At 68.0% G+C, this 24109-nt stretch carries 26 protein-coding genes and 1 tRNA gene; 23 read left to right on the forward strand and 4 right to left on the reverse strand.

Going from position 1 to position 24109, the window contains the following annotated elements; all coding sequences use genetic code 11:
* Positions 1–2: 2 nt before the first annotated feature.
* The 4 genes from ftsB (at position 3) to truD (ending at position 2679) form a co-directional block, all read left to right on the forward strand.
* On the forward strand, positions 3–353 hold the full coding sequence (gene ftsB / locus ISN38_RS18805; protein WP_003471312.1) for a cell division protein FtsB: 351 nt from the start codon (positions 3–5) through the stop codon (positions 351–353).
* The gene (ispD, locus tag ISN38_RS18810) at positions 353–1054 is read left to right on the forward strand and encodes a 2-C-methyl-D-erythritol 4-phosphate cytidylyltransferase (RefSeq protein WP_003471314.1); all 702 of its coding nucleotides are present in this window, start codon (positions 353–355) and stop codon (positions 1052–1054) included. The genes ftsB and ispD overlap by 1 nt, the downstream gene beginning before the upstream one ends.
* A 66-nt stretch (positions 1055–1120) precedes the next feature.
* On the forward strand, positions 1121–1618 hold the full coding sequence (gene ispF / locus ISN38_RS18815; protein WP_399506318.1) for a 2-C-methyl-D-erythritol 2,4-cyclodiphosphate synthase: 498 nt from the start codon (positions 1121–1123) through the stop codon (positions 1616–1618).
* On the forward strand, positions 1615–2679 hold the full coding sequence (gene truD / locus ISN38_RS18820; RefSeq protein ID WP_080964779.1) for a tRNA pseudouridine(13) synthase TruD: 1065 nt from the start codon (positions 1615–1617) through the stop codon (positions 2677–2679). The genes ispF and truD overlap by 4 nt, the downstream gene beginning before the upstream one ends.
* A gap of 16 nt (positions 2680–2695) precedes the next feature.
* Here truD and ISN38_RS18825 read toward each other — a convergent pair whose 3' ends face one another.
* Positions 2696–3229 (reverse strand): Smr/MutS family protein, encoded by a 534-nt coding sequence (locus ISN38_RS18825; RefSeq protein WP_003471319.1) that lies wholly within the window; start codon positions 3227–3229, stop codon positions 2696–2698.
* 101 nt (positions 3230–3330) lie between these two features.
* On the opposite strand from ISN38_RS18825, the gene surE reads away from it, so the two are divergent.
* The 4 genes from surE to ISN38_RS18845 all read left to right on the forward strand — a co-directional run bounded on the left by surE (position 3331) and on the right by ISN38_RS18845 (position 6260).
* Positions 3331–4110: a 5'/3'-nucleotidase SurE gene (surE, locus tag ISN38_RS18830; protein WP_003471322.1), complete on the forward strand. Its 780-nt coding sequence runs from the start codon at positions 3331–3333 to the stop codon at positions 4108–4110.
* Entirely contained in the window at positions 4107–4784 is a 678-nt protein-coding gene (locus ISN38_RS18835) for a protein-L-isoaspartate(D-aspartate) O-methyltransferase (protein WP_206711974.1), read from the forward strand. The genes surE and ISN38_RS18835 overlap by 4 nt, the downstream gene beginning before the upstream one ends.
* Before the next feature lie 64 nt (positions 4785–4848).
* Positions 4849–5463, forward strand: coding sequence for a YqaA family protein (locus ISN38_RS18840; protein WP_003471327.1), 615 nt, complete (start codon positions 4849–4851; stop codon positions 5461–5463).
* Positions 5442–6260: a peptidoglycan DD-metalloendopeptidase family protein gene (locus ISN38_RS18845; RefSeq protein ID WP_038239194.1), complete on the forward strand. Its 819-nt coding sequence runs from the start codon at positions 5442–5444 to the stop codon at positions 6258–6260. Before ISN38_RS18840 ends, ISN38_RS18845 begins: the two co-directional genes overlap by 22 nt.
* A 196-nt stretch (positions 6261–6456) precedes the next feature.
* Here ISN38_RS18845 and ISN38_RS18850 read toward each other — a convergent pair whose 3' ends face one another.
* Positions 6457–6831 (reverse strand): Mth938-like domain-containing protein, encoded by a 375-nt coding sequence (locus tag ISN38_RS18850; protein ID WP_003471330.1) that lies wholly within the window; start codon positions 6829–6831, stop codon positions 6457–6459.
* A 19-nt stretch (positions 6832–6850) separates the two neighbouring features.
* Complete coding sequence (gene yhbY / locus ISN38_RS18855; RefSeq protein ID WP_003471333.1) at positions 6851–7156, reverse strand: ribosome assembly RNA-binding protein YhbY; 306 nt, start codon at positions 7154–7156, stop codon at positions 6851–6853.
* 66 nt (positions 7157–7222) lie between these two features.
* Here yhbY and rlmE point away from each other — a divergent pair, with 66 nt between their 5' ends.
* The 15 genes from rlmE (at position 7223) to ISN38_RS18930 (ending at position 23353) form a co-directional block, all read left to right on the forward strand.
* On the forward strand, positions 7223–7855 hold the full coding sequence (rlmE, locus tag ISN38_RS18860; protein WP_038230485.1) for a 23S rRNA (uridine(2552)-2'-O)-methyltransferase RlmE: 633 nt from the start codon (positions 7223–7225) through the stop codon (positions 7853–7855).
* A 59-nt stretch (positions 7856–7914) separates the two neighbouring features.
* Positions 7915–9849 (forward strand): ATP-dependent zinc metalloprotease FtsH, encoded by a 1935-nt coding sequence (gene ftsH / locus ISN38_RS18865; protein ID WP_003471337.1) that lies wholly within the window; start codon positions 7915–7917, stop codon positions 9847–9849.
* Positions 9850–10195: 346 nt separating this feature from the next.
* Positions 10196–11095, forward strand: coding sequence for a dihydropteroate synthase (gene folP, locus ISN38_RS18870; protein ID WP_047324990.1), 900 nt, complete (start codon positions 10196–10198; stop codon positions 11093–11095).
* Positions 11095–12045, forward strand: coding sequence for a tRNA (adenosine(37)-N6)-dimethylallyltransferase MiaA (miaA, locus tag ISN38_RS18875; RefSeq protein ID WP_047324989.1), 951 nt, complete (start codon positions 11095–11097; stop codon positions 12043–12045). Before folP ends, miaA begins: the two co-directional genes overlap by 1 nt.
* A gap of 119 nt (positions 12046–12164) precedes the next feature.
* The gene (hfq, locus tag ISN38_RS18880) at positions 12165–12440 is read left to right on the forward strand and encodes an RNA chaperone Hfq (RefSeq protein ID WP_003471569.1); all 276 of its coding nucleotides are present in this window, start codon (positions 12165–12167) and stop codon (positions 12438–12440) included.
* Between the two features lie 26 nt (positions 12441–12466).
* Positions 12467–13792: a ribosome rescue GTPase HflX gene (hflX, locus tag ISN38_RS18885; RefSeq protein ID WP_206711975.1), complete on the forward strand. Its 1326-nt coding sequence runs from the start codon at positions 12467–12469 to the stop codon at positions 13790–13792.
* A gap of 365 nt (positions 13793–14157) precedes the next feature.
* Positions 14158–14652, forward strand: coding sequence for a CinA family protein (locus ISN38_RS18890; RefSeq protein WP_003471573.1), 495 nt, complete (start codon positions 14158–14160; stop codon positions 14650–14652).
* 29 nt (positions 14653–14681) lie between these two features.
* A complete protein-coding gene (locus tag ISN38_RS18895; RefSeq protein ID WP_003471575.1) occupies positions 14682–16358 on the forward strand; it encodes an ABC1 kinase family protein in 1677 nt (558 codons plus the stop codon).
* A 152-nt stretch (positions 16359–16510) separates the two neighbouring features.
* Entirely contained in the window at positions 16511–17146 is a 636-nt protein-coding gene (gene lexA / locus ISN38_RS18900; RefSeq protein ID WP_003471576.1) for a transcriptional repressor LexA, read from the forward strand.
* A gap of 185 nt (positions 17147–17331) precedes the next feature.
* Positions 17332–18381: a recombinase RecA gene (recA, locus tag ISN38_RS18905; protein ID WP_003471577.1), complete on the forward strand. Its 1050-nt coding sequence runs from the start codon at positions 17332–17334 to the stop codon at positions 18379–18381.
* Between the two features lie 120 nt (positions 18382–18501).
* Positions 18502–18999, forward strand: coding sequence for a recombination regulator RecX (recX, locus tag ISN38_RS18910; protein WP_003471579.1), 498 nt, complete (start codon positions 18502–18504; stop codon positions 18997–18999).
* A gap of 106 nt (positions 19000–19105) precedes the next feature.
* On the forward strand, positions 19106–21754 hold the full coding sequence (gene alaS / locus ISN38_RS18915; RefSeq protein ID WP_058359156.1) for an alanine--tRNA ligase: 2649 nt from the start codon (positions 19106–19108) through the stop codon (positions 21752–21754).
* 138 nt (positions 21755–21892) lie between these two features.
* Positions 21893–22102 carry a carbon storage regulator CsrA gene (gene csrA / locus ISN38_RS18920; RefSeq protein ID WP_003471584.1) on the forward strand — a complete coding sequence of 70 codons (210 nt, stop codon included), beginning with the start codon at positions 21893–21895 and terminating at the stop codon, positions 22100–22102.
* An 81-nt stretch (positions 22103–22183) separates the two neighbouring features.
* A tRNA-Ser gene (locus ISN38_RS18925) sits at positions 22184–22276 on the forward strand.
* A 69-nt stretch (positions 22277–22345) separates the two neighbouring features.
* Positions 22346–23353, forward strand: a complete 1008-nt coding sequence (locus tag ISN38_RS18930; protein WP_241753969.1) for a DUF6538 domain-containing protein — start codon at positions 22346–22348, stop codon at positions 23351–23353.
* 75 nt (positions 23354–23428) lie between these two features.
* On the opposite strand, the gene ISN38_RS18935 is transcribed toward ISN38_RS18930, so the two are convergent.
* Positions 23429–23599, reverse strand: coding sequence for a CsbD family protein (locus ISN38_RS18935; RefSeq protein WP_003471586.1), 171 nt, complete (start codon positions 23597–23599; stop codon positions 23429–23431).
* Between the last annotated feature and the right edge of the window lie 510 nt (positions 23600–24109).

Consider the following 24109-nt stretch of genomic DNA (forward strand, 5'->3'; position numbering starts at 1 on the left):
CCGTGCGCAACTGGCGCTGGCTGCTGCTGGTGCTGGCGGGACTGCTGGCGTGGCTGCAGTACCGTTTCTGGCTCGGTCCGGGCAATTCCGGCGAGGTGCTGGTGCTCGAAAGCCAGGTCGAGCACCAGCGGCGCGATAACGAAGGCCTGCAGCAACGCAATGCCGCACTCGCCGCCGAGGTCAAGGACCTCAAGGACGGCGAGGCGGCGATCGAGGAACGTGCGCGCAGCGAGCTGGGCATGATCAAGCCGGGCGAAAAGTTCTACCGCGTCGTCGAGGACGCGCCGGTGCCAGCCGCCGCGGCGTCAGCCGATGGCACGCCGGCGCCGGCCCCACCGAGCGAGCAACCCTGATGGCCACGGTCTGGGCGGTGGTGCCGGCCGCCGGCCGCGGCACCCGCTTCGGCAGCGCCATGCCCAAGCAATACCTGCAGGCGGGCGGGCAGCCGTTGATCGCGCATGCACTGCAGGCCTTGCTGGCGCACCCGGCGGTGGCCGGGGCGATGGTCGCGCTCGGCGAAGACGATGCCGATTGGCCCGGCTGGACCGAACTGGCCAGCAAGCCGGTGCTGACCTGCGTCGGCGGCGCCAGCCGGGCCGGCTCGGTGCTGGCGGCGTTGCAGGCCTTGCCGGACACGGTCAAGGCGGACGATTTCGTGCTGGTGCACGACGCGGCGCGCCCGAACCTGGCGCTGGCCGACCTGGACCGGCTGCTGGAAACCGGGCGCGGCGATCCGGTCGGCGCGATCCTGGCCGCACCGGTGCGCGACACCCTCAAGCGTGCCGGCGATGACGGCGGCATCGACGCCACCGAGCCGCGCGAACGCCTGTGGCGCGCGCTGACCCCGCAGTTGTTCCGGCGCCTGCAGCTGACCAGGGCGCTGGAACAGGCCGCGGCCGCAGGCGTTGAGGTCACCGACGATGCGATGGCGATGGAGTTGCTGGGCCTGCGGCCGCTGCTGGTCGAGGGCGCCGAAGACAACTTCAAGGTCACCACCCCGGCCGATCTGGTGCGCTTCGAGTTCGAACTGTTCCTGCGCGCGCGGCAGCCGTGACGCGGCCGCGCCGCGCTGCGGCGTCGCGCCGCCGACACCTTCCCTTTTTCCTTTTGCGATGCGGCGATGCCCATGCCTGACTTTCCTCCCTTCCGTATTGGCCAGGGCTACGACGTGCATGCCTTCGGCGATGGCGACCACGTGATGCTCGGCGGCGTGCGTGTGGCGCACGAACGCGGCGTGCTCGCGCACAGCGACGGCGACGTGGTGATCCACGCGCTGTGCGATGCGCTGCTCGGCGCGCTGGCGCTGGGCGACATCGGTCAGCATTTCCCGCCCTCTGATGCGCGCTGGAAAGGCGCCGACAGCGCGCAGTTCCTGAGCCATTGCGAGCAGCTGTTGCGCGCGCGCGGCTGGCGGCTCGGCAACGCCGACGTCACCGTGATCTGCGAGCGGCCCAAGCTCGGCGCGCATGCGCTGGCGATGCGCGAACGCCTGGCCGCGCTGCTGCAGGTCGGCATCGAATGCGTCAGCGTCAAGGCCACCACCAGTGAGCAGCTGGGGTTCACTGGCCGCGGCGAAGGTATCGCGGCGCAGGCGGCAGTGCTGCTGGTGGCGCTGTGAGCGAGTTGCCGCGCGCGTTCGGCGCCGCGCCGTTGCAGGCGCGCATGCGCAGCGTGGCCGAGGATTTCCAGGTCGACGAAATGCCCGCGTTCGAGCCCAGCGGCGAAGGCGAACACCTGCTGCTGACCGTGCGCAAGCGCGGCATGAACACCGCCTTCGCCGCGCGCCGCCTGGCGCAGTGGGCCGGCGTGGCGGAGATGGCGATCGGCTACGCCGGCATGAAGGACCGGCATGCGCTCACTACCCAACGCTTCTCGGTGCACCTGCCCAAGCGCGTGGCGCCGGCGCTGGAGGCGCTGCACAGCGAGGACCTGCAGGTCGTGCAGTCGCACTGGCACAACCGCAAGCTGCCGCGCGGCGCGCTGGCCGGCAACGGCTTCGTGCTGTTGTTGCGGCAGGTGCGCGGCGAGCGCGCCGCGATCGAGGCGCGGCTGGCGCAGATCGCCGCGCGCGGCATCCCCAACTGGTTCGGCGAACAGCGCTTCGGCCGCGACGGCGGCAACGTCGGCAACGCGCTGGCGATGTTCGGCGGGCGCCGGGTGCGGCGCGAGCAGCGCTCGCTGCTGTTGTCGGCGGCGCGCTCGGAACTGTTCAACCGGGTGCTGGCCGCGCGCGTGGCGGCGGGCAACTGGGACGCCGCGCTGGACGGCGAGGTGTGGCTGCTCGACGGCAGCCGCAGCGTGTTCGGCCCGGAGCCCTGGTCCGAGGTGTTGGCCGAGCGCCTGCAGCGTTTCGACATCCATCCTTCGGCACCGTTGTGGGGCACGGGCGAGCTGCGCAGCGCCGACGCGGCGCGCGCGCTGGAACTGGCCGCGCTTGAGGATGCGACGTCCGTGCGCTTGCGCGAGGGCCTGGAGCGCGAAGGCCTGAAGCAGGAGCGACGCGCCACCCGTTTGCGCGCGGCCGCGCTGCAGTGGCGCTGGCTGGATGCGCACGACGACGTGCTGGAACTGCGTTTCGCGCTGCCGCCTGGCAGCTATGCCACCGCGCTGCTGCACGAGCTGGGCGAGGTCGTCGATGCCGGGCAGGGTGCGCAAGCCGAGCCGGCGGCGCAGGAATGAGTCACGCGGCGCCGTTTCAGCGCCGCGCCAGCAACACCAGCATCGCCCCGGTGCCGCCTTGCGTGGGCGGCGCCGAATGGAACGCCAGCACGTCGTTGCGCTGGCGCAGCAGGCGATCGACCAGGTTCTTCAGCAGCGGGATGCCGCCGGACTGCAGGCCCTTGCCGTGCACGATGCGCACGCAGCCGAACTCGTGCGCATGCGCCTCGGCGATGAACTGGCGCAGCAGCGCCTCGGCCTGCGTCGCGTTGGCGCCATGCAGGTCCAGTTCGTCCTGGGCGGAGAACTGGCCGCGGCGCAGGCGCTGGAACACCCGCGCCGGCACGGTATCGCGGCGGTAGCTGGCCACATCGCCGGCCTCCAGCGGCGCGCTGTCGCGCAATAGGCGCTGGAACTCGCTGTGCGCCTCGGCATCGTCGCGCTCGGCCATGCGCGCGCGCGGCTTCGGCCGCGGCTTGGCGTTGGCCGGCGGCGTCGCGTTGATCGGCGTGACCGCGCCGATCGCCGCGCGGAACAGCGCGGCGGGATCTTCGTCTTCGGGATGCGACATGGCGCACAGCGTAACCCGCCGGTCGCGCGGCGCAAGCCGTGCACGAGGGCGGAAGGCGAGGGACGCATCCGGTATCATGCTCGGGTTATCCGAGGAGTCCCATGCGCGTACTAGTGAGCAACGACGACGGCGTCGACGCCCCCGGCATCAAGATGCTGGCCGAGCAACTGCGCAGCGCGGGCCATGAAGTGACCGTGGTCGCACCCGATCGCGATCGTTCCGGCGCCAGCAACTCGCTGACCCTGGATCTGCCGATCCGGATCAAGCGCATCGACCCGCACACCTGCAGCGTCGCCGGCACCCCCACCGATTGCGTGCATCTGGCGCTCACCGGCATGCTCGAGGACGAACCGGACATGGTGGTTTCCGGGATCAACAACTCTGCCAATCTGGGCGACGACGTGATCTATTCGGGCACCGTATCGGCGGCGATGGAGGGGCGCTTTCTGGGCCTGCCCGCGCTGGCGATGTCGCTGGTCACCCACAACCACGAACCCAAGTACTTCCAGACCGCTGCGCGCGCCGCGGTCGAGATCGTTGCGCGGCTGAAGGCCGATCCGCTGCCGGCGGACACCATCCTCAACGTCAACGTGCCGGACCTGCCGTGGGGCGAGATCAAGGGCTTCGAGGTCACCCGGCTCGGCAATCGCCACCGCTCCGAACCGTGCCTGCCGCAGTCCGACCCGCGCGGCGCCACCGTGTACTGGATCGGCCCTGCCGGCCGCGAGCAGGACGCCGGCCCCGGCACCGATTTCCATGCGGTACGCACCGGCTTCATCTCGATCACCCCGATCCAGGTCGATCTGACCCGCTATCAGGCGCTGGAGACCGTCGCCAGCTGGGTCGGCGGCCTCAGCGCCGCGCTGAGCGACCCGGCATGACCCCGCGGCTGCGCCTGCAACCGGAAGCGATCGGCATCGGCATGACCTCGCAGCGCGTGCGCGACCGCCTGGTCGAGCGCCTGCGCGAGTCCGGCATCCGCGACGAAGCCGTCCTCAACGCGGTGCGCACGGTGCCGCGGCACCTGTTCATCGACGAGGCGCTGGCTTCGCGCGCCTACGAGGACACCGCGTTGCCGATCGGCCACGGCCAGACCATCTCGCAGCCGTGGGTGGTGGCGCGGATGACCGAGACCGTGCTCGCGGCGGCGCCGAAGAAGGTGCTGGAAGTGGGCACCGGCTCCGGCTACCAGGCCGCGATCCTGGCCGCGCTGGGGTTGGAGGTCTACACCGTGGAGCGCATCGGCGACCTGCTGCGGCAGGCGCGCAAGCGCTTGCGCCAGCTCGGCATGAACGTGCGCAGCAAGCACGACGACGGCCGCATCGGCTGGGCCGAGCACGGCCCCTACGATGCGATCGTGGTCACCGCCGCGGCGCCGGCGCTGGTCAATGCGCTGGTCGAGCAACTGGCACCGGGCGGCTGCCTGGTGGCGCCGGTCGGCGGCCCTTCGTCGCAATCGCTGGTGCGCCTGCGCCGCGATGCCGAAGGCCGTATCGAACAGGACATTCTGGCGCCGGTGAGCTTCGTCCCGCTGCTGTCGGGCATGCTGGATTGAGTCACGCCGAATTGAATCAGCCTGCATTGAATCACCCTGGATCGAATCACCGGAGTTGCGTTGCATGAAGATATTCGGGCCGTTGTACGAACGCGCCATCGCCTGGTCGCGCCACCGGCGCGCACCGACGTTCCTGACCGCGCTCAGCTTCGCCGAGGCGATCGTGTTCCCGGTGCCGCCGGAGGTGATGCTGGCGCCGATGTCGCTGGCGCAGCCGCGGCGCGCGCTGTGGTTCGCCACGCTGAGCCTGATGGGTTCGGTGGCCGGCGCGCTGGTCGGCTACACGCTCGGCCATTTCGCCTTCGCCGCGGTGCAGCCGCTGATCGAGTGGCTGGGCTGGACGCAGAAGATCGATGCGCAGGTCAGCCATCTGCGCGAGGTGGTCGCCGAGTCGCCGTGGCGTGCGTTCTGGCTGCTGGTGCTGGCCGGTTTCACCCCGATCCCGCTGAAGATATTTACCTGGGCCTCAGGCATCGTTGGAATCCCGCTGCTACCGTTCCTGGCGAGTATGTTGGTCGGCCGCGGCAAGCGCGTCTATCTGGTGGCCGGCGCGATCCGCCTGGGCGGGCCGCGTGCGGAAGCCGCGTTGCGCCGCTGGATCGAACCGCTCGGTTGGGTCGCGATGGCGATCCTGGCGCTGCTGGTGGTGTGGGTCATATGGAGAGCGAAGTACGGATGAGCGTCGATCGGGTGGTGCGTAACGGCCTGCGTGGCAGCGTGTGCTTGCTGGTGGCGATCGGGCTTGGCGCCTGCAGCAGCGCCACCGTTGTGCGCACCTCCGGGGCGCCCGGCAGCAAGCCAGGCGCTGCGGCGCCGCGGCCGTCGGTGCCCAAGCCCGGGGTCAGCGCGACCGTGCGCCGCGGCGACACGCTGTACGCGATCGCCCGCGCCAACAGCATCGCGCCGCAGGACCTGGCCGCCTGGAACCGGCTACCGCCGCCGTACACGATCTATCCCGGGCAATCGTTGAAGCTGTATCCGCCGGGCGGCGGCAGTGGCAGCGGCACAGTCGTCGCGCGGCCCGGTAGCGCTCCGGTAGCGCCGCCGAGTTCTGCGGGAACGGCCGCGCGGCCGCCGGTCGCTGTGCCGACGCCGGTGAGCAGCGGCTTCAGCTGGCGCTGGCCGGCCGACGGCGCGGTGGTCAGCCGTTTCGTGGTCGGCGAGACCACCAGGCAGGGCGTGGACATCGCCGGCAGCAGCGGCCAGGCGGTGCGCGCCGCCGCCGATGGCGTGGTGGTGTATTCGGGCGCCGGCCTGGTCGGCTACGGCGAACTGATCATCATCAAGCACAACGAGCAATGGCTGTCGGCCTACGGCCACAACCGCAAGCGCCTGGTCAACGAAGGCCAGAACGTGAAGGCCGGCGAGCAGATCGCCGAGATGGGCCGCAGCGGCGCGGCGCGCGACATGCTGCACTTCGAGATTCGCTACAACGGCAAGCCGGTCGATCCGCTGTTGTACCTGCCCAGCAAGTAACCGGCACGTCGTCGGTCGGGCAGATCTCCGGCCGGCGCAGCGCGCAGCTGTTGCCGCTCTTTGTTTTGCTTTTGTAGGAGCGGCTTCAGCCGCGACAGGGCATTACCTGTGATGGTCGGTCGCGGCTGAAGCCGCTCCTACAAAAAAGCGTGGCGGCTGGAATCCGGATCACACACCGCTCGGCGCGGTGTCAGGCTCAGCCCTCGAGCAGGAACCCGACCGCCACGCGCCGGCCTTCGGCCGCCAGCACGTTGTAGGTGCGCGCCGCCGCGGCGTTGTTCATCACTTCGATGCCGATGCCGCGGGTCAGGAACAGCGCCAGCGCGGCGGCAGCGGGGAAGACCTGACGTTCGCCGGTACCCAGGATCACCAGCGCCGGGTTCATTTCCAGCAAGGGCTGCAGGTGCTGGGGCTGCAGCTCGGCCGCGGCCGGCGCATCCCACGTCTCGACCAGGGTGTCCGGGGCGAGAATGAAGCTGCGGGTGAGCAGGCGGTCGTTCACCTTGGCCTGGCGGCCGTCGGCCATGCGCAGGGTGTAGGCGTAGTCGGGCAGGTCGTGTGTCAGCTGCATGATGGCACCGGCAAGCTGATCAGCCGCGCGGCAGCACGATCTGGCGGTCTTCCTTGGCCGGGCGGTACAGGATCGCGGTGTGGCCGATGCGCTGCACCAGCACGCTGTGCGATTGCTCCACCAGGCTGGCGATGCTCGCGTCGCGGGCCTCGCGGTCGTCGCCGCCGACCTTCACCTTGACCAGCTCGTGGCGCTCCAGCACCTCGTCCAGTTCGGCCAGGAAGGCCGGCGTGACGCCCTTGCCGCCAATCTGCAACAGGGGTTTGAGGTCGTGTGCCAGGCCGCGCAGGAAGCGGTTCTGGGACGGAGTCAGGCTGATCGACATGCAGGCGAGAACAGGGTTGCCAAGGGCGATCAGGGTATCATGGCCGCCCACCCCGACCGCGCTCCCATGGCAACCCGCAGCAAAAGCAGCCAACGCTGGCTCCGCGAACATTTCGCCGACCCCTTCGTGAAGAAGGCTCAGGCCGAAGGCATGCGGTCGCGTGCCGCCTACAAGCTGGAAGAGCTGCTGCAGCGCGACAAGCTGCTCAAGCCGGACATGCTGGTGGTCGATCTCGGCGCCGCGCCGGGCGGCTGGTCGCAGCAGGTGCGCAAGTCGCTGGGCGAGCGTGGACGGGTGCTGGCGCTGGACATCCTGGAGATGCCGCCGCTGGCCGGCGTGGAGTTCCTTCACGGCGACTTCAGGGAAGAGGAGGTGCTATCGCAGTTCGAGGCTATGCTCGGCGACAACCGGGTAGACCTTGTGCTGTCGGATATGGCCCCCAATAAAAGCGGCATGGATGCGGTGGACCAGCCGCGGATGATGCACTTGGCCGAATTGGCGATGGCGTTCGCCGATAGCCACCTCAAACCGGGCGGGGCGTTCCTGATCAAGCTGTTCCAGGGCGTCGGGTCCGATGATTACATCCGCCAGATGCGCCGCCGTTACGAAAAGGTGTCCATCCGCAAACCGGCCGCATCGCGCAAGCGCTCGCCGGAGGTCTATGTCCTCGGACAGGGCAAGCGTGCCCAGATCAAGTAAGCTGAAACCGTCGCATCACGCATCGAGAAAGAGTTGAAGGGACACCGGAGCCAATGAGGATGAACGACTTGACCAAGAATCTGTTGCTGTGGGTAGTCGTCGCCGTCGTGCTGATGGTGGTGTTCCAGAGCTTCTCCCCACGGCTGGCCGGCGGTCCCGGCAACGACACCGTGACCTATACCCAGTTCCTGAAGGAAGTGGACGGCGGACGGGTGAAGACGGTCGATTTCACCGACGACACCGGGCTTTCGGTGACCGCCATCCGCTTCAAGCGCAACGACGGCAGCGAGAGCATGGTCTACGGGCCGCGCGACGACAAGCTGGTCGACGTGCTGTACAGCAAGAACGTTGAGATGACCCGGCAGAAGCCGGCCAACGGCCCGAGCTTCTGGTCGCTGGTGCTGAACTTCCTGCCGGTCATCCTGATCATCGGCTTCTGGCTGTTCATCATGCGTCAGATGCAGGGCGGCGGTGGCGGCGCCAAGGGCGCGATGTCGTTTGGCAAGTCGCGCGCCAAGCTGCAGGGCGAGGACCAGATCAAGATCACCTTCGCCGACGTCGCCGGCTGCGACGAGGCCAAGGAGGAAGTCAGCGAGCTGGTCGATTTCCTGCGCGATCCGACCAAGTTCACCAAGCTCGGCGGCAAGATCCCGCGCGGCGTGCTGATGGTCGGCCCGCCCGGCACCGGTAAGACGCTGCTGGCCAAGGCCATCGCCGGCGAGGCCAAGGTGCCGTTCTTCAGCATTTCCGGTTCCGACTTCGTCGAGATGTTCGTCGGCGTCGGCGCCAGCCGCGTGCGCGACATGTTCGAGCAGGCCAAGAAGCACGCGCCGTGCATCATCTTCATCGACGAAATCGATGCGGTCGGCCGTCACCGTGGCGCCGGCCTGGGTGGCGGCCACGACGAGCGCGAGCAGACCCTGAACCAGTTGCTGGTGGAGATGGACGGGTTCGAGGGCGGCGAAGGCGTGATCGTGATTGCCGCGACCAACCGCCCCGACGTGCTCGACCCGGCGCTGCTGCGTCCGGGCCGTTTCGATCGCCAGGTGGTGGTGGGCCTGCCGGACGTGCGCGGCCGCGAGCAGATCCTGAAGGTGCACATGCGCAAGCTGCCGCTGGCCGACGATGTCGAGCCGATGGTGATCGCGCGCGGCACCCCGGGCTTCTCCGGCGCCGACCTGGCCAACCTGTGCAACGAGGCGGCGCTGTTCGCCGCGCGCGAGACGGTCAAGGAGGTCCGCATGGACCACTTCGACCGCGCCCGCGACAAAATCCTCATGGGCTCCGAGCGCCGCTCGATGGCGATGAGCGAGGAAGAGAAGACGCTCACCGCCTACCACGAGGCCGGCCATGCCATCGTCGGCCGCCTGGTGCCGGAGCACGATCCGGTCTACAAGGTCACCATCATCCCGCGCGGGCGGGCGCTGGGCGTGACCATGTACCTGCCGGAAGGCGACAAGTACTCGATCAACCGGGTCGCGATCCAGTCGCAGCTGTGCTCGCTGTACGGCGGCCGCGTCGCCGAAGAGCTGATCTTCGGCACCGATAAGGTCACCACCGGCGCCTCCAACGACATCGAGCGCGCCACCAAGATGGCGCGCAACATGGTCACCAAGTGGGGCCTGTCCGACGAGCTGGGGCCGATCGCCTACGGCGAGGAAGACGACGAAGTGTTCCTGGGCCGTTCGGTGACCCAGCACAAGAGCGTGTCCGACGATACCGCGCGCCGCATCGACGAAGTGGTGCGTTCGATCCTCGACAAGGCCTATGCCAAGACCACGCATATCCTGACCGAGAACCTGGACAAGCTGCACGTGATGGCCAAGTTGCTGCTGGAGTACGAAACCATCGACGTGCCGCAGATCGACGCGATCATGGAAGGCCGCGATCCGCCGCCGCCGATGGGCTGGAACAAGTCCGGCAAGGACGGCGGCAACGACAAGGGCAGTTCGCGCCCGCTGCCGCCGATCACCGGGCCGGCCGAGCAGCTGTAAGCGCGCGCTCGGTTCGATCAGAAAGCCAGGGAGCGATCCCTGGCTTTTTTGTTGCCGGTGCTTTTGTAGATCCGGCGGTGCAGGGCAGGCAGCCGGAGCAGGGGTCGCATCGCTGCGGCCGACCATTTGGACGCAGCGCGCCGCCACGTCGTCGTAGGCACTGCGACTGGGCGACAATGGCGCTCCGTCATCACCGTCCGCTGCCCATGCCATCGCTCGCTCGTCCATCGCTGCTGCCACTCGCTAACGCCGTCGTCGCCACGACGCTTCGCGCTGCAGCCCCGGTTGCAACCAAGGACACCCGCAGCCTCCCCATGTACCGCGGCAACACGCAGGAGCAGCACTGATGTTCGAGACCTCGCCGAGCCTGGACTGTGGCGGACGCCGCCTGTTGCTGGATCGTCCGCGGGTGATGGGCATCGTCAACGTCACCCCCGACTCGTTTTCCGACGGCGGTGCGCATGCGACGGTGGAGGCGGCCGTGGCACACGGCCTGCGCCTGGTGGAGGAGGGCGCCGACCTGCTCGACATCGGCGGCGAATCGACCCGTCCCGGCGCTACCCTGGTGTCGGTGGAAGAAGAATTGCGCCGCGTCATCCCGGTGATCGAGCGGCTGGCGGCGCAGACCGCGGTGCCGCTGAGCGTGGACACCTTCAAGCCGGAAGTGATGCGCGCGGCGGTCGCCGCCGGCGCCGGCATGATCAACGACATCCAGGCCCTGCGCCGTCCCGGCGCACTGGACGCGGCGGCGGAACTGCGGGTGCCGGTGGTGCTGATGCACATGCCCGACGACGCCTATACCGCCGGCAGCGCGCCGCACTACGATGACGTGGTCGGCGAGGTGCACCGGTTTCTGGCCGAGCGCCTCTTCGCCGCGGAAATGGCCGGCATCGACAAGCGCCGCCTGCTGGTCGATCCGGGTTTCGGGTTCGGCAAGGGCACCGCCGACAATCTGCAGTTGCTGGCGCAGCTCTCGCGCCTGGTCGAACTGGGCGTGCCGGTGCTGGCCGGTCTGTCGCGCAAGCGCAGCATCGGCGAACTGACCGGGCGCACCGCGCCGGAGCAGCGCGTGGCCGGCTCGGTGGCGGCGCACCTGCTGGCGGCGCAGCGCGGTGCGCTGCTGCTGCGCGTGCACGACGTCGCCGCCACGGTCGACGCGCTGAAGGTCTGGAATGCGCTGGCGGCGGTGCCGCTGCCGCGCAGCGGCGCCGCGCCCGCCGCGCTCCGCTGGCCGGACGAGGACTGATGCCGGCCGACCGGCGCCCGCGCGCCCTCGCGCTGATGGGGCCGACCGCGTCCGGCAAGACCGCCGCGGCCATCGCCCTGGCCGAGCGCTACGGCGGCGAGATCGTCAGCGTCGATTCGGCGCTGGTGTACCGCGGCCTGAACATCGGCGCGGCCAAGCCCGACGCCGCGCAACTGGCGCGCGTGCCGCACCATCTGCTGGACCTGCGCGATCCGTGGCAACCCTATTCGGCCGCCGAATTCGCGTTGGACGCGCGTGCCGCGCTGGATGCGATCGTCGCCCGCGGCCGCCTGCCGATCCTGGCCGGCGGCACCGGCCTGTATTTCCAGGCATTGCTGGAAGGCCTGGCGCCGATGCCGCCGGCCGATCCGCAACTGCGCGCGGCGCTGGGCGCGCGTGCGCAGGCCGAAGGCTGGGCGGCGCTGCACGCGCAGCTGCAGCAGGTCGATCCGCTGGCCGCGCGGCGGATCCGGCCCGGCGATGCGCAGCGCATCCAGCGTGCGCTGGAAGTGTTCCAGCTCAGCGGCCGCCCGATCAGCGAGTGGCAGGCGCAGCCCGGGCCGCCGCGACTGCCGTTGCGGGTACTGAAACTGGTGCTGGCGCCGCCCGACCGCGCGCTGCTGCACCGGCGCATCGAACTGCGCTTCGACGCGATGCTGGCGCAGGGCTTCCTCGACGAGGTGCGCGCGCTGCGCGCCTTGCCGGCGCTGCGCCAGGTGGCGCGGCCGCTGGAGCTGCCGGCGGTGCGCGCTGTCAGCTACCGCCAGGCTTGGGAACACCTGGACGGCGCCAGCGATGCGGCGACGTTTCGCGATCGCGCGATCTTCGCTACTCGCCAGCTGGCCAAGCGCCAACTGACCTGGCTGCGCGGGGAACTGGACGCGCGCTGGTTTGACCCCGAATGCGACGGCGCGCGCCTGGATGCCGCAGTAGCGGACTTTCTTCGCTGATTTGGCTACACGCCGCGCTGTGCTGGAGCCCGCGGTTGTGTAACATCGACGGTCCGGGCCACGGCAGGGGAGCTGCAGTGCCGTCCCGGGCACATAAAAACAATAAACGGGAGTGAAGCATGTCCAAGGGGCAATCCTTACAGGATCCTTTCCTGAACGCGCTGCGTCGCGAACGGGTGCCGGTGTCGGTGTATCTGGTCAACGGCATCAAGCTGCAGGGTACCATCGAGTCCTTCGACCAGTTCGTGGTGCTGTTGCGCAACACCGTGAGCCAGATGGTCTACAAACACGCCATTTCCACCGTGGTGCCGGCGCGCAACGTGCGCGTCGGACCGGGCGGTGGCTATGTGCAGCAGAACGAGGGTGGCAGTGCGGACGATGACGAAGCCGAGTAGCACGCTGTTGAAGACCGGAGCCGCGGGTGTTTGATCGTTCCCGCCGCGGCGAACACGCACTGCTGATCCAACCCTATGCCGGTGGACCGTTGGAGGACGACGTGCTGGAGGAGTTCGCCGACCTGGCGCGCTCCGCCGGCGCCAGCATCGCCGCCACGCTGACCGCGCGCATCGACAAGCCCAGCCCGTCGACGCTGATCGGCAGCGGCAAGCTGGAAGAGGTCAAGGCCGTGGCCGAGGCCAGCGGCGCCGACCTGATCCTGGTCAACCATGCCTTGAGTCCGGGCCAGGAGCGCAACCTGGAAAAGTACCTGGAGCGGCGCGTGATCGACCGCACCGGGCTGATCCTGGACATCTTCGCGCAACGCGCGCGCAGCCACGAGGGCAAGCTGCAGGTCGAGCTGGCGCAGCTGCGCCACATGGCCACGCGGCTGATACGCGGCTGGACCCATCTGGAGCGCCAGCGCGGCGGTTCGATCGGCCTGCGCGGCCCCGGCGAAACCCAGCTGGAAACCGATCGCCGGTTGCTGCAGAAGCGCGTTGAACAGTTGCAGAAGCGGCTGGAAAAGGTCGAGGTGCAGCACACCCAGATGCGCCGTGCGCGGGTGCGCAGCGAACTGCCGCGGATCGCGGTGGTCGGCTATACCAATGCCGGCAAATCGACCCTGTTCAATGCCTTGACTGGCGCCGAGGCCTACGCCGCGGACAAGCTGTTCGCGACGCTGGACCCGACCGTGCGCCGCATCGCGCTGCCCGGTGGCAATGCGATGCTTGCCGACACCGTCGGCTTCGTGCGCAACCTGCCGCACGAACTGGTCGCCGCGTTCCGCTCGACCCTGTCCGAGGCGCGCGAAGCCGACTTCCTGCTGCACGTGGTCGATGCTGCCGATCCGCTGCGCGAAGAGCGCATCGCCCAGGTCGACGAGGTATTGCACGCGGTCGGCGCCGGCGATCTGCCACAGCTGCTGGTGTTCAACAAGATCGACCGCATCGAAGGCGCCGACGTGCGCCACGATGCACAGGATGGCGTGCCGGATGAGGCGCGCCGCGAGCGGGTGTGGATTTCGGCGCGCGACGAACGCGGCCTGGCACTGCTGCAGGGCGTGCTCGGCCAGCGGCTGGGACTGCAGCACGTGCAGGGCAGCCTGCGCCTGCCGCCCAGCGCCGGGCGCCTGCGCTCGCAGCTGCACCAACTGCAGGTGATCCGCAGCGAGCAGGCCGACGAAGACGGTTGGCTGCTGCAGGTGGACATCCCGATCACCGAGGCCGAACGCCTGGCCGCCAGCGCCGACGGCGCGCCGATCCGCACGCTGCTGCCGCCGCGCGAGGAAGAGGAGTGGCAACGGCGTTAGCTGCCGCGTGCGATGACGCTGTCGCCACCGTCGCCTGGGCATCTCCTACTCAGGCGCATATAGCTTGCGCAGGTGCTGTAGGAGCGGCTTCAGCCGCGACAGACCGTACCGGTAACGCCCGTCGCGGCTGAAGCCGCTCCTACAGATGGCGTCCTCTCAATCGGCGAGTCGCTGCTCTTCATCGATGCGGCACGAAGCCAACGCTGGCGCAGCGATGCAAGCTAGGCTGTATCTGACGCACCGGCGACAGCACAGCCACCCCGCTTGCACCACCATCGCTGAAGCCACGCCTCGCCCCACGGCGCGCAAGCGCGACAGCTGTGGCGAATTGGGCTACAAAGCGCATTGGTTTCCCGAGCAGCGCCATGACCGTCCCTACCGATCCGCAACTCCTGCAACTCGCCACTGCGCTCAGCGACCAGTTGCGCACCACGCGCGAGCGCCTGGTCACCGCCGAGAGCTGCAGCGGCGGCTGGATCGCCAAGGCGATGACCGACATCGCCGGCTCCTCGGACTGGTTCGACTGCGGCATGGTCGCCTACAGCTACGAAGCCAAGCAGGCGTTGCTCGGGGTGCGTCCGCAGACCCTGGAGCAGCATGGCGCGGTCAGCCGCGAGACCGTGATCGAGATGGTGTCCGGCGCATTGGTCAATTCCGGTGCCAGCATCGCGGTGGCGGTGACCGGCATCGCCGGCCCCGGTGGCGGTTCCGCCGACAAGCCGGTCGGTACAGTGTGGGTCGGCTGGAAGCGGCGCGGCGGCTATGCCAGCGCACAGCTGTTCACCTTCGACGGCGACCGCGACGCGGTGCGCCGGCAGACCGTGGCCGCGGCGTTGCACGGACTCGGCGCGCTGCTGTGAACACTCTCGAGCGCTAGATGGCGACCGCGATGTGGGAGGCGCTGAGCACGGTCCGCGACCTGGGGCGCTTGCAGGAAATTGCCTCGGTGCTGATCCGCTACGGCTTCGGCGACGTGGTCCGCCGTATCGGCATGGCCGAGGTGCTGGAACGCGCCGGGCGCCTGCTGCACTGGCATAACGCCGAAGAAATGCTGCGCATGTCGGCGCCGCAGCGGGTGCGGCGCGCGCTGCAGGATCTCGGCCCGACCTTCGTCAAGCTCGGCCAGGTGCTGGCCACGCGCGTGGACCTGCTGCCGCCGGAGTGGATCGATGAACTGGGCGAACTGCAGAACGCGGCGCCGGCGCTGCCCTACGAGCAGATCCTGCCGCAACTGATCGAGGCGTTGGGCGAGGCACCGTCGGCGATCTTCGCCCAGGTCGAGCAAGCGCCGCTGGCCGCCGCCTCGCTGGCGCAGACCCATCGCGCCTGGCTGCACGACGGCACCCCGGTAGTGATGAAGGTGCGCCGTCCCGGCATCCGCGACGTGATCGAGGCCGACCTGCGGCTGCTGGCGCGTCTCGCCGAGATCGTCGAGGCGCGCGCGGTCGACCTCAAGCGCTACCACCCGGCGGAGGTGGTGCACCAGTTCACCGTGTCGCTGCGGCGTGAGCTGGATTTCGCCGGCGAGTGCCGCAACGCCGAGCGCATCGCGGCCAATTTCCAGGGCCACGACGAGATCCTGATCCCGCGCATGCACTGGCAATGGACCTGCGAAACCCTCAACGTGCAGGACTTCGTCGCCGGTATCGGCGGGCGCGACCTGGCAGGCGTGGATGCCGCCGGCCTGGACCGCCGCCAGCTGGCCCGCGTCGGTGCCGAGATCGTGCTGAAGATGGTGCTCGAGGACGGCTGTTTCCACGCCGATCCGCATCCGGGCAACATCTTCTACCTGCCGGGCGAGCGCATCGCGGTGATCGATTTCGGCATGGTCGGGCGCATCTCCGAGCAGCGCCGTTACCAGGTCGTGCAGCTGCTGCACGGCCTGGTCACGCAGGAAGCCGAAGCGGTCACCGACGTGCTGCTGGAATGGACCGATGGCGATGCGGAGATCGACGAGGCGCGGCTGCAGCTGGAGATCACCGGTTTCGTTGATCAGTACCGCGGCGTGCCGTTGAAGGAGTTGCGGGTCGGCGCGATGCTCGGCGACGTCACCGCCATCCTGCGCCAGCACGCGCTGGCGCTGCCGGCCGATCTGGCGCTGATGATCAAGACCTTCCTGATCCTGGAAGGGGTAGGGCGCCAGCTCGATCCGGATTTCGACATGGCCGGTGCCGCGGCCCCTTACCTGGAGCGGGTGATGCTGCAGCGCTTCGCCCCGCGGGCGATGGCCAAGCGCGGCCGGCGCACCATGCTCGGCGCGCTGGAACTGCTCGGCGACCTGCCGCGCGACACCCGCCGGCTGCTACAGGCGGCGCGGCGCGGACGGCTGCAACTCAACGTCGAGACGACGTCGCTGAAAGGCTTCGGCGACCAGGTCAACCGCGCCGCGAATCGGCTGACCATGGGCATCGTCACCGCCGCGCTGATCATCGGTTCCTCGATCGTGATGAACAGCGTCGGCGGCGTCTCCAGCCGCTGGCTGCTGGCGATCGGCGTGGGCGGCTTCATCGGCGCGGCGCTGTCGGGCGTGTGGATACTGATCTCGATCTGGCGCAGCGGCCGCTGAGCGGAGCGCTTGTCGCTGCCAGCGAAGTCCGGTGTGCGGGTGCGTGGCAGCCAGGTCCGGCAGGGGCGCGGCGGTCCGCGGAACGGCAGCCGTCCTTGATGCGATCACACAGTGGTTGCTCATTCCCGTTTTTAGTAGTATTACTACTAACCATGGAACTGACCGAAACCCAGCAAGCGATCCTCGACCTGATCGCCCAGCGTATCGAGCACGACGGCGCACCGCCGTCGCAGACCGAGATCGCCCGCGCCTTTGGCTTCAAGGGCGTCCGTGCCGCGCAATACCACCTGGAAGCCCTGGAGCAGGCCGGCGCGATCCGTCGCGTGCCGGGCCAGGCACGCGGCATCCGCCTGGTGGCCGGCGCGGCCGCACCGGCGCCGGCGCCGCAGGTGGACAGCGCCGACATCCTGCGCCTGCCGGTGCTGGGGCGGGTCGCTGCCGGCCTGCCGATCGGCGCGGACATCGGTTCGGACGATTTCGTTGTGCTGGACCGGGTGTTCTTCTCGCCGGCACCGGACTACCTGCTGAAGGTGCAGGGCGACTCGATGCGCGACGAAGGCATCTTCGACGGCGACCTGATCGGCGTGCACCGCACCCGCGACGCCCGTTCCGGGCAGATCGTGGTGGCGCGGATCGACGAGGAGATCACGGTCAAGCTGCTGAAGATCGGCAAGGACCGCATCCGCCTGCTGCCGCGCAACCCGGATTACGCGGCGATCGAAGTGCTGCCGGACCAGGATTTCGCCATCGAAGGCCTGTACTGCGGCCTGCTGCGCCCCAACCGCTGATTTTGGAGAATGCACTACACCGCAGGCCGGATTTTCCCGACCCGCGACATCGCTGTTCGCCGCTGCTGTAGACCTGCCCGGACGAATTATTTTTTCTTTGCCCCGCACTGTCTCAGCCCGTGCGATACCTGGCCGCTAAATTGAACCTACCCCGCAAATCACCCTCATCTCCGAAGGACACCAAAATGGACGAGAACAAGAAGCGCGCGCTCGCTGCCGCTCTGAGCCAGATCGAGAAGCAGTTCGGCAAGGGTTCGGTGATGCGGATGGGCGATCGCATCATCGAGGCCGTCGAGGTGATTCCGACCGGCTCGCTGATGCTGGATATCGCGCTGGGCATCGGCGGCTTGCCGAAGGGCCGCGTCGTCGAGATCTACGGTCCGGAATCCTCGGGCAAGACCACGCTGACCCTGCAGGCCATCGCCGAGTGCCAGAAGAAGGGCGGTACCGCGGCGTTCATCGATGCCGAGCATGCGCTGGACCCGATCTATGCCGGCAAGCTCGGCGTCAACGTTGACGAACTGCTGCTGTCGCAGCCGGATACCGGCGAGCAGGCGCTGGAAATCGCCGACATGCTGGTGCGTTCGGGCTCGGTCGACATCGTGGTGGTCGACTCGGTCGCCGCGCTGACCCCGAAGGCCGAAATCGAAGGCGAGATGGGCGACCAGCTGCCGGGCCTGCAGGCCCGCCTGATGAGCCAGGCGCTACGCAAGCTGACCGGCAACATCAAGCGCTCCAACACGCTGGTGGTGTTCATCAACCAGCTGCGCATGAAGATCGGCGTGATGATGCCCGGCCAGAGCCCGGAAGTGACCACCGGCGGCAACGCGCTGAAGTTCTACGCCTCGGTGCGCCTGGACATCCGCCGCATCGGCGCGATCAAGAAGGGCGACGAGATCATCGGCAATCAGACCAAGATCAAGGTTGTCAAGAACAAGCTGGCGCCCCCGTTCAAGCAGGTCATCACCGAGATCCTGTACGGCGAGGGCATCAGCCGCGAAGGCGAGCTGATCGACATGGGCGTGGAAGCCAAGCTGGTCGAGAAGGCCGGTGCCTGGTACAGCTACGGCAGCGAGCGCATCGGCCAGGGCAAGGACAATTCGCGCCAGTACCTGCGCGACAACCCGCAGGTGGCGGCGAAGCTGGAAAGCGAGCTGCGCGAGAAGTTTCAGCCGACGGAAGTCGCGCCGAGCGCGGCTGAAGCCGAGGATGCCGACGCAGACGCCGAGGCGTGATGGTCTTCTGCCGGGGGAGCGGTGGAGTCAGTGCCGCTCGTCTCCCTCGGTAGTCTTGAGCAAGCCAGGAGGGCAGGTGCCAGGGACGGCACATTGACGATCGTGGCGGGGTGAGCCTGCATGGGTGACGACGAACAACACGCACAGGAACCGCGCCGGCGCCGCCGGCAGCCGGAACAGACGCCATTGCAGCAGGCCTTGGGCCTGCTTGTGCGTCGCGAACATTCGCGCAAGGAACTGACCCGCAAATTGCGGGCCCGCGGCGTGGAGCCGGACGCCGCCGCTACCGCTGTGGAGCGCCTGGCGGGCGAGGGCTGGCAGGACGATGGCCGCTTTGCCGAACTGCTGGTGCGCAGTCGCGCCAATACCGGCTACGGACCCTTGCACATACGCGCCGAACTGGGCACCCATGGCCTGGACAGCGAGGCCACCGCTACCGCGATGGCGGCATTCGACGGTGACTGGAGCGAAAACGCCCGCGATCTGGTGCAGCGACGCTTCGGCGCGGCTGGACCGGTGGACCTGCCGCAGCGGCGCAAGGCCGCCAATTTGCTGGCGCGACGCGGTTTCGATGGCGACAGCATCCGCGCGGCCACGCGCTACGAGCCGGAGGACTGAGCGGGCCGGGCCTGCTAACCTTGGTGGATTGTCTTGTCCGGTTTCGGCACGCCCTGATCTTGAGGGAGTACGCCCGGACATCCATTCGCTCGTCTATAGCCAGCCCATGAACGCACCCGCCAAATTCTCCACCTCCCAGATCCGCAGCGACTTCCTCGAATTCTTCAACGGGAAGGGCCACACCATCGTGCCGTCCGCGCCGCTGGTGCCGGGCAACGACCCGACGCTGCTGTTCACCAATTCCGGTATGGTGCAGTTCAAGGACGTGTTCCTCGGTGCCGAGAAGCGCAGCTACGTGCGTGCGGCCGACGTGCAGCGCTGCCTGCGCGCCGGCGGCAAGCACAACGACCTGGATGCGGTCGGCTATACCGCGCGCCATCACACCTTCTTCGAAATGCTGGGCAACTGGTCGTTCGGCGACTACTTCAAAAAAGAGGCGATCGCCTGGGCCTGGGAGCTGCTGACCCAGGTCTGGAAGCTGCCCGCCGAACGCCTGCTTGTCACCGTCTACCACACCGACGAGCAGGCCTATGAGCTGTGGCGCGACATGATCGGGGTGCCGCCAGAGCGGATCGTGCGCATCGGCGACAACAAAGGCGCGCCGTACGCCTCCGACAACTTCTGGCAGATGGCCGACACCGGCCCGTGCGGTCCGTGCACCGAGATCTTCTACGACCACGGCGCGCATATCGCCGGCGGCCCCCCGGGTTCCCCGGACGAGGACGGCGACCGCTTCATCGAGATCTGGAACCTGGTGTTCATGCAGTTCGACCGCCAGTCCGACGGCACCCTGGTGCCGCTGCCGGCGCCGTGCGTGGACACCGGCATGGGCCTGGAGCGCCTGGCCGCGATCCTGCAGCACGTGCACAGCAACTACGAGATCGACCTGTTCCAGACGCTGATCCGCCACGCCTCCCAGCTGACAGGCATGGCCGACCTGGAAAACAAGTCGCTGCGCGTGATCGCCGACCACATTCGCGCCTGCTCGTTCCTGATCGTCGATGGCGTGCTGCCGTCCAACGAAGGCCGCGGCTACGTGCTGCGCCGGATCATCCGCCGCGCCCTGCGCCATGGCTGGATGCTCGGCGTGCGCCAGCCGTTCTTCCACAAGATGGCCGCTACCCTGTCCGACCTGATGGGCCAAGCCTATCCGGAACTGCCGGCGGGGCTGTCCACCGTGCAGCGGGCGCTGCAGGCCGAAGAGGAGCGCTTTGCCGAGACCCTGGATTCGGGCATGAAGATCTTCGACGAGATCGCCGCCCGCGCCAGCGGCAGCATCCCTGGTGCGGACGCGTTCCGCCTGTACGACACCTATGGCTTCCCGGTCGATCTCACCGCCGACATCGCCCGCGAGCGCGGCATGGACGTCGACATGGCGGGCTTCGAAAGCGCGATGGAGCGCCAGCGCGAGACCGCGCGCGCGGCCGGCAAGTTCGGCGGCGGCACCACCTTGCCGGCCGATCTGGTGGCGCAGCTGGTGCCCACCGTGTTCCTGGGCTACGACGCGCTGCAGGCCGATGCGTTGAAGGTGGTCGCGCTGTTGAAGGACGGGCGCCCGGTCGAATCGATCGAGGCCGGCGATGCGGCGATCGTACTGCTCGACCGCACCCCGTTCTACGCCGAATCCGGCGGCCAGGTCGGCGACCTGGGCCAGTTGAGCGCAGACAGCGTGCTGTTCCAGGTCGAGGAGACGCAGAAGTTCGCCGGCCAGTTCCATGGCCATGTCGGCCAACTGCGCAGCGGCCGCCTGCAGGTCGGCGCCACGCTGTCGGCGCAGGTCGACAGCGATCGCCGCGGCGCCACCATCCTCAACCATTCCGCCACGCACCTGCTGCATGCCGCGTTGCGCGAGGTGCTGGGCACCCACGTGCAGCAGAAGGGCTCGCTGGTCGCGCCGGACCGGCTGCGCTTCGACTTCTCGCACTTCCAGCCGATGAGCGCCGCCGAACTGGCGGTGATCGAGCGCAAGGTCAATGCGCAGGTGCGCGCCAACCACGCGGTTGAAGTGCACCACATGGGCATGCAGGAAGCGCTGGATTTCGGCGCGATGGCGCTGTTCGGCGAAAAATACGGCGAACGCGTGCGCGTGTTGAAGATGGGCGATTACTCCACCGAACTGTGCGGCGGCACGCACGTGGCGCGCACCGGCGACATCGGCCTGTTCAAGATCACCAGCGAGGGCGGCGTCTCCGCCGGCGTACGCCGCATCGAGGCGGTGACCGGGCAGGGCGCCCTCGATCATGTGGCGGCCGAAGAGGCCAAGCTGCACGAGGCGGCCGAACTGGTCGGCGGCAGCGCCGTTGACGTGGTCGAGAAGATTCGCCAGCTGGGCGACAGGCACAAGCGCCTGGAGCGCGAGCTGGAGGCGCTGAAGGCCAAGCTGGCGTCCGGCGCCACCGCCGACCTGGCCGCCGCGGCGGTCCAGGTGGCCGGGGTGAAGGTGCTCGCGGTGCGTCTGGAAGGCTTCGACGCCAAGGCCTTGCGCGAGGCGATGGACCGCCTGAAGCAGCAGCTGGGCGACAGCGTGATCGTGCTGGCCGGGGCCAGCGAGGGCAAGGCGGCCCTGGTTGCCGGGGTGAATGGCAGCCCAATGGGCCGGGTCAAGGCCGGGGAACTGCTGGGCCATATCGCCGGTCAGATCTCGGGCAAGGGCGGCGGCCGCCCGGACCTGGCCCAGGGTGGTGGCGAGGACGGGCCCGCCCTTGCGCTTGCGCTCGAGGGCGTGCCTGCCTGGGTCAAGCAACATCTCCCCTGAACACGAACTCGCGCCGCCTTGCTGGCAGGGCGCGGCTTCCCTTAACATCGATCTTCTTTTGTTCCCTTTCGTGATGGGGCGGCCCATGTCGGGACGCCGTACCAGTGGGAATTACCGGTTCCCTGGAGAATTTTAAAAATGTTGATCCTGACTCGCCGGGTAGGCGAAACCTTGATGATCGGCGATTCGGTCACCGTGACAGTGCTCGGGGTCAAGGGCAATCAAGTGCGTATTGGCATTACCGCACCGAAGGATGTCCCAGTGCATCGCGAAGAAATCTATCAGCGCATCCAGCGTGGCGACGAGCCGACGTCGCATGGCGGCCATGACGATCAATCTTCCGATTGATGCGTCGAAAGGGTTTACCTGAGGCCCTACAAACCGTTATCCTTCGCGCCCGGTCGCGGAATATCCGCAACGCATAAATCCGGAGTGATGCCCGAGCGGCTGAAGGGGCTCCCCTGCTAAGGGAGTATAGGGTCAAAAGCTCTATCGAGGGTTCGAATCCCTCTCACTCCGCCATTGTCAAGAAACCGCCCGCAAATCAACGATTTGTGGGCGTTTTTCTTTTCCCGCGCCTTGGACACTTGCTTGGACACTTCCATGCGAGTAGCGCACTACCTCACGCGCGGCGAGACCGGTCGCTACTACGTTCGTTTGCGCATTCCTGCGGATCTGCAGGCGCGCTTCGGGCGCAAGGTCGTCAAGCGCAGCACCGGCACGGCCTGCGATCGCGCCGCGCTTGGCTACGCGTTGCTGATGCAGCAGCGCTATGCTCGAGCCTTCGCAGCCATCAGGAACGGCAGCATGGGGTCGGAGCTGGATGAGCTCTTGAGGAGCCTGGAGGGCACGTCGTCGCTCGAACTGATCCTCAAGGACGTGAAGCTGCCGGGCGGGGCCTCGTTCGGGCAGGTGGAGATCAACGACGACAAGGACCTGTCGCTGTTCCGGCAACTGGCCGCGCAGCACTCGGTGCCCGCGCCGGCGCCATTCCCGGCGCTCAGGGTCGTCAAGCCCATCAGCGAGGCTCGCTCCGCTGGTCTGACCCTCGCCGCCGCGCGCGACAAGTATCTGGTCAGCATCCAGGGCAAGAACACCGCCAAGACCATCGTTCAGAAAACCCGGGCCATGAAGGACCTGGAGGTCTTCGTGGCGAGCCAGCGCAAGGGCAAGGGCAAGCGCCCGGTGATGCTGAAGGAGCTGACGCGGACCGACTTCTCGGAGTGGTTTTTGCACGAGACCGCGCAGAAGCGGGTCATCACCTACATCACGAACCGGTTCTCGGCCTGCGCAGACTTCATCAAGTGGGCCCAGACGGCCGGGCATTACCCGCAGGGCGACAACCCTGCGTCCGGGCACGCCTCCGTGCCCAGGCAGCTGAAGAAGCAGCGGGCAAAGAGCCATGGTTCGCAGGCGTTCACGCCTGACCAGGTCAAGCGCATCTTCGACCCGGAGAACTTCAAGCAGTTGAAGGGCGAAGCGGCCCGGTGGCTCCCGCTCATTTTGCTCTACACCGGCGCCCGGTCCAACGAGGTGGCCAGGCTGGAGCTGGAGGACTGCAGGGAGGAGGGCGGCATCCCAATCTTCCACTTCACCTGAATGGGCGAGGACAAGAGCCTCAGAGCTTCCCTAGTCGCTCATAGTGCTGCAAGGCGCCGAGGTATGCGTCCCTGCTCAGCTGCGAGCGTTGTCGCGCGCCTTGCCGACTTCGCTCTGGATCTTGCCGGCGCCATTCTGAAGTTTGCCTTCGACTTCCTTCAGCTTATTGCCGGTGACCTTGCCGACAACTTCTTTGACGGTACCCTTGATCTGGTTCTTGGCGCCTTCAGTGCGATTCTTGTCCATCGTTGACTCCGCGAGTAAGTGAATGCCCTTGAGCGGGCACCGCCACGCTGCGCGCAGTGCGGTATGTCTTGAGTGAAGATCGGTCGCATTCGAGAGCGACGTTTAAGCGCTGGAAAGTTTGAGTGCCGAGGCGATGCTCCAATCCCGTGCAGTTGCAGTGTGCGACTGTGCGCCAGCACGTCGTGACGATCAGACGCTCTGGGCCATGATGGGCGGGCCTCGAGAGCTGCCATGACGATGGGTTTGGCCGATTCCTGGACGTGCTCGAACTCTTCGGCGCTGAGCGGGTTGTGGACGCCGCTCTGGTCCATTCCCAGCACCAGCAGGGCGGTGACCTGGCCGTCGCGATCTGCAGGGCTGCTGTTGTCGTAGACGTACAGGATGGCCAGGTGCGGAATCAGTTCGATCAGGTTGGCGCGCGAGGCGTCGTCGCGATTCTCGGCATGGCGCGCGCTCTGCCTTGCGCGCGCCATACGAGGCGGGTGATTGCAAACGGGCGCCGGGGCGTCT

Origin of the sequence: Xanthomonas translucens pv. undulosa, assembly GCF_017301775.1 — a bacterium.
In the GTDB taxonomy this organism is placed as follows: Bacteria; Pseudomonadota; Gammaproteobacteria; order Xanthomonadales; family Xanthomonadaceae; genus Xanthomonas_A; species Xanthomonas_A translucens.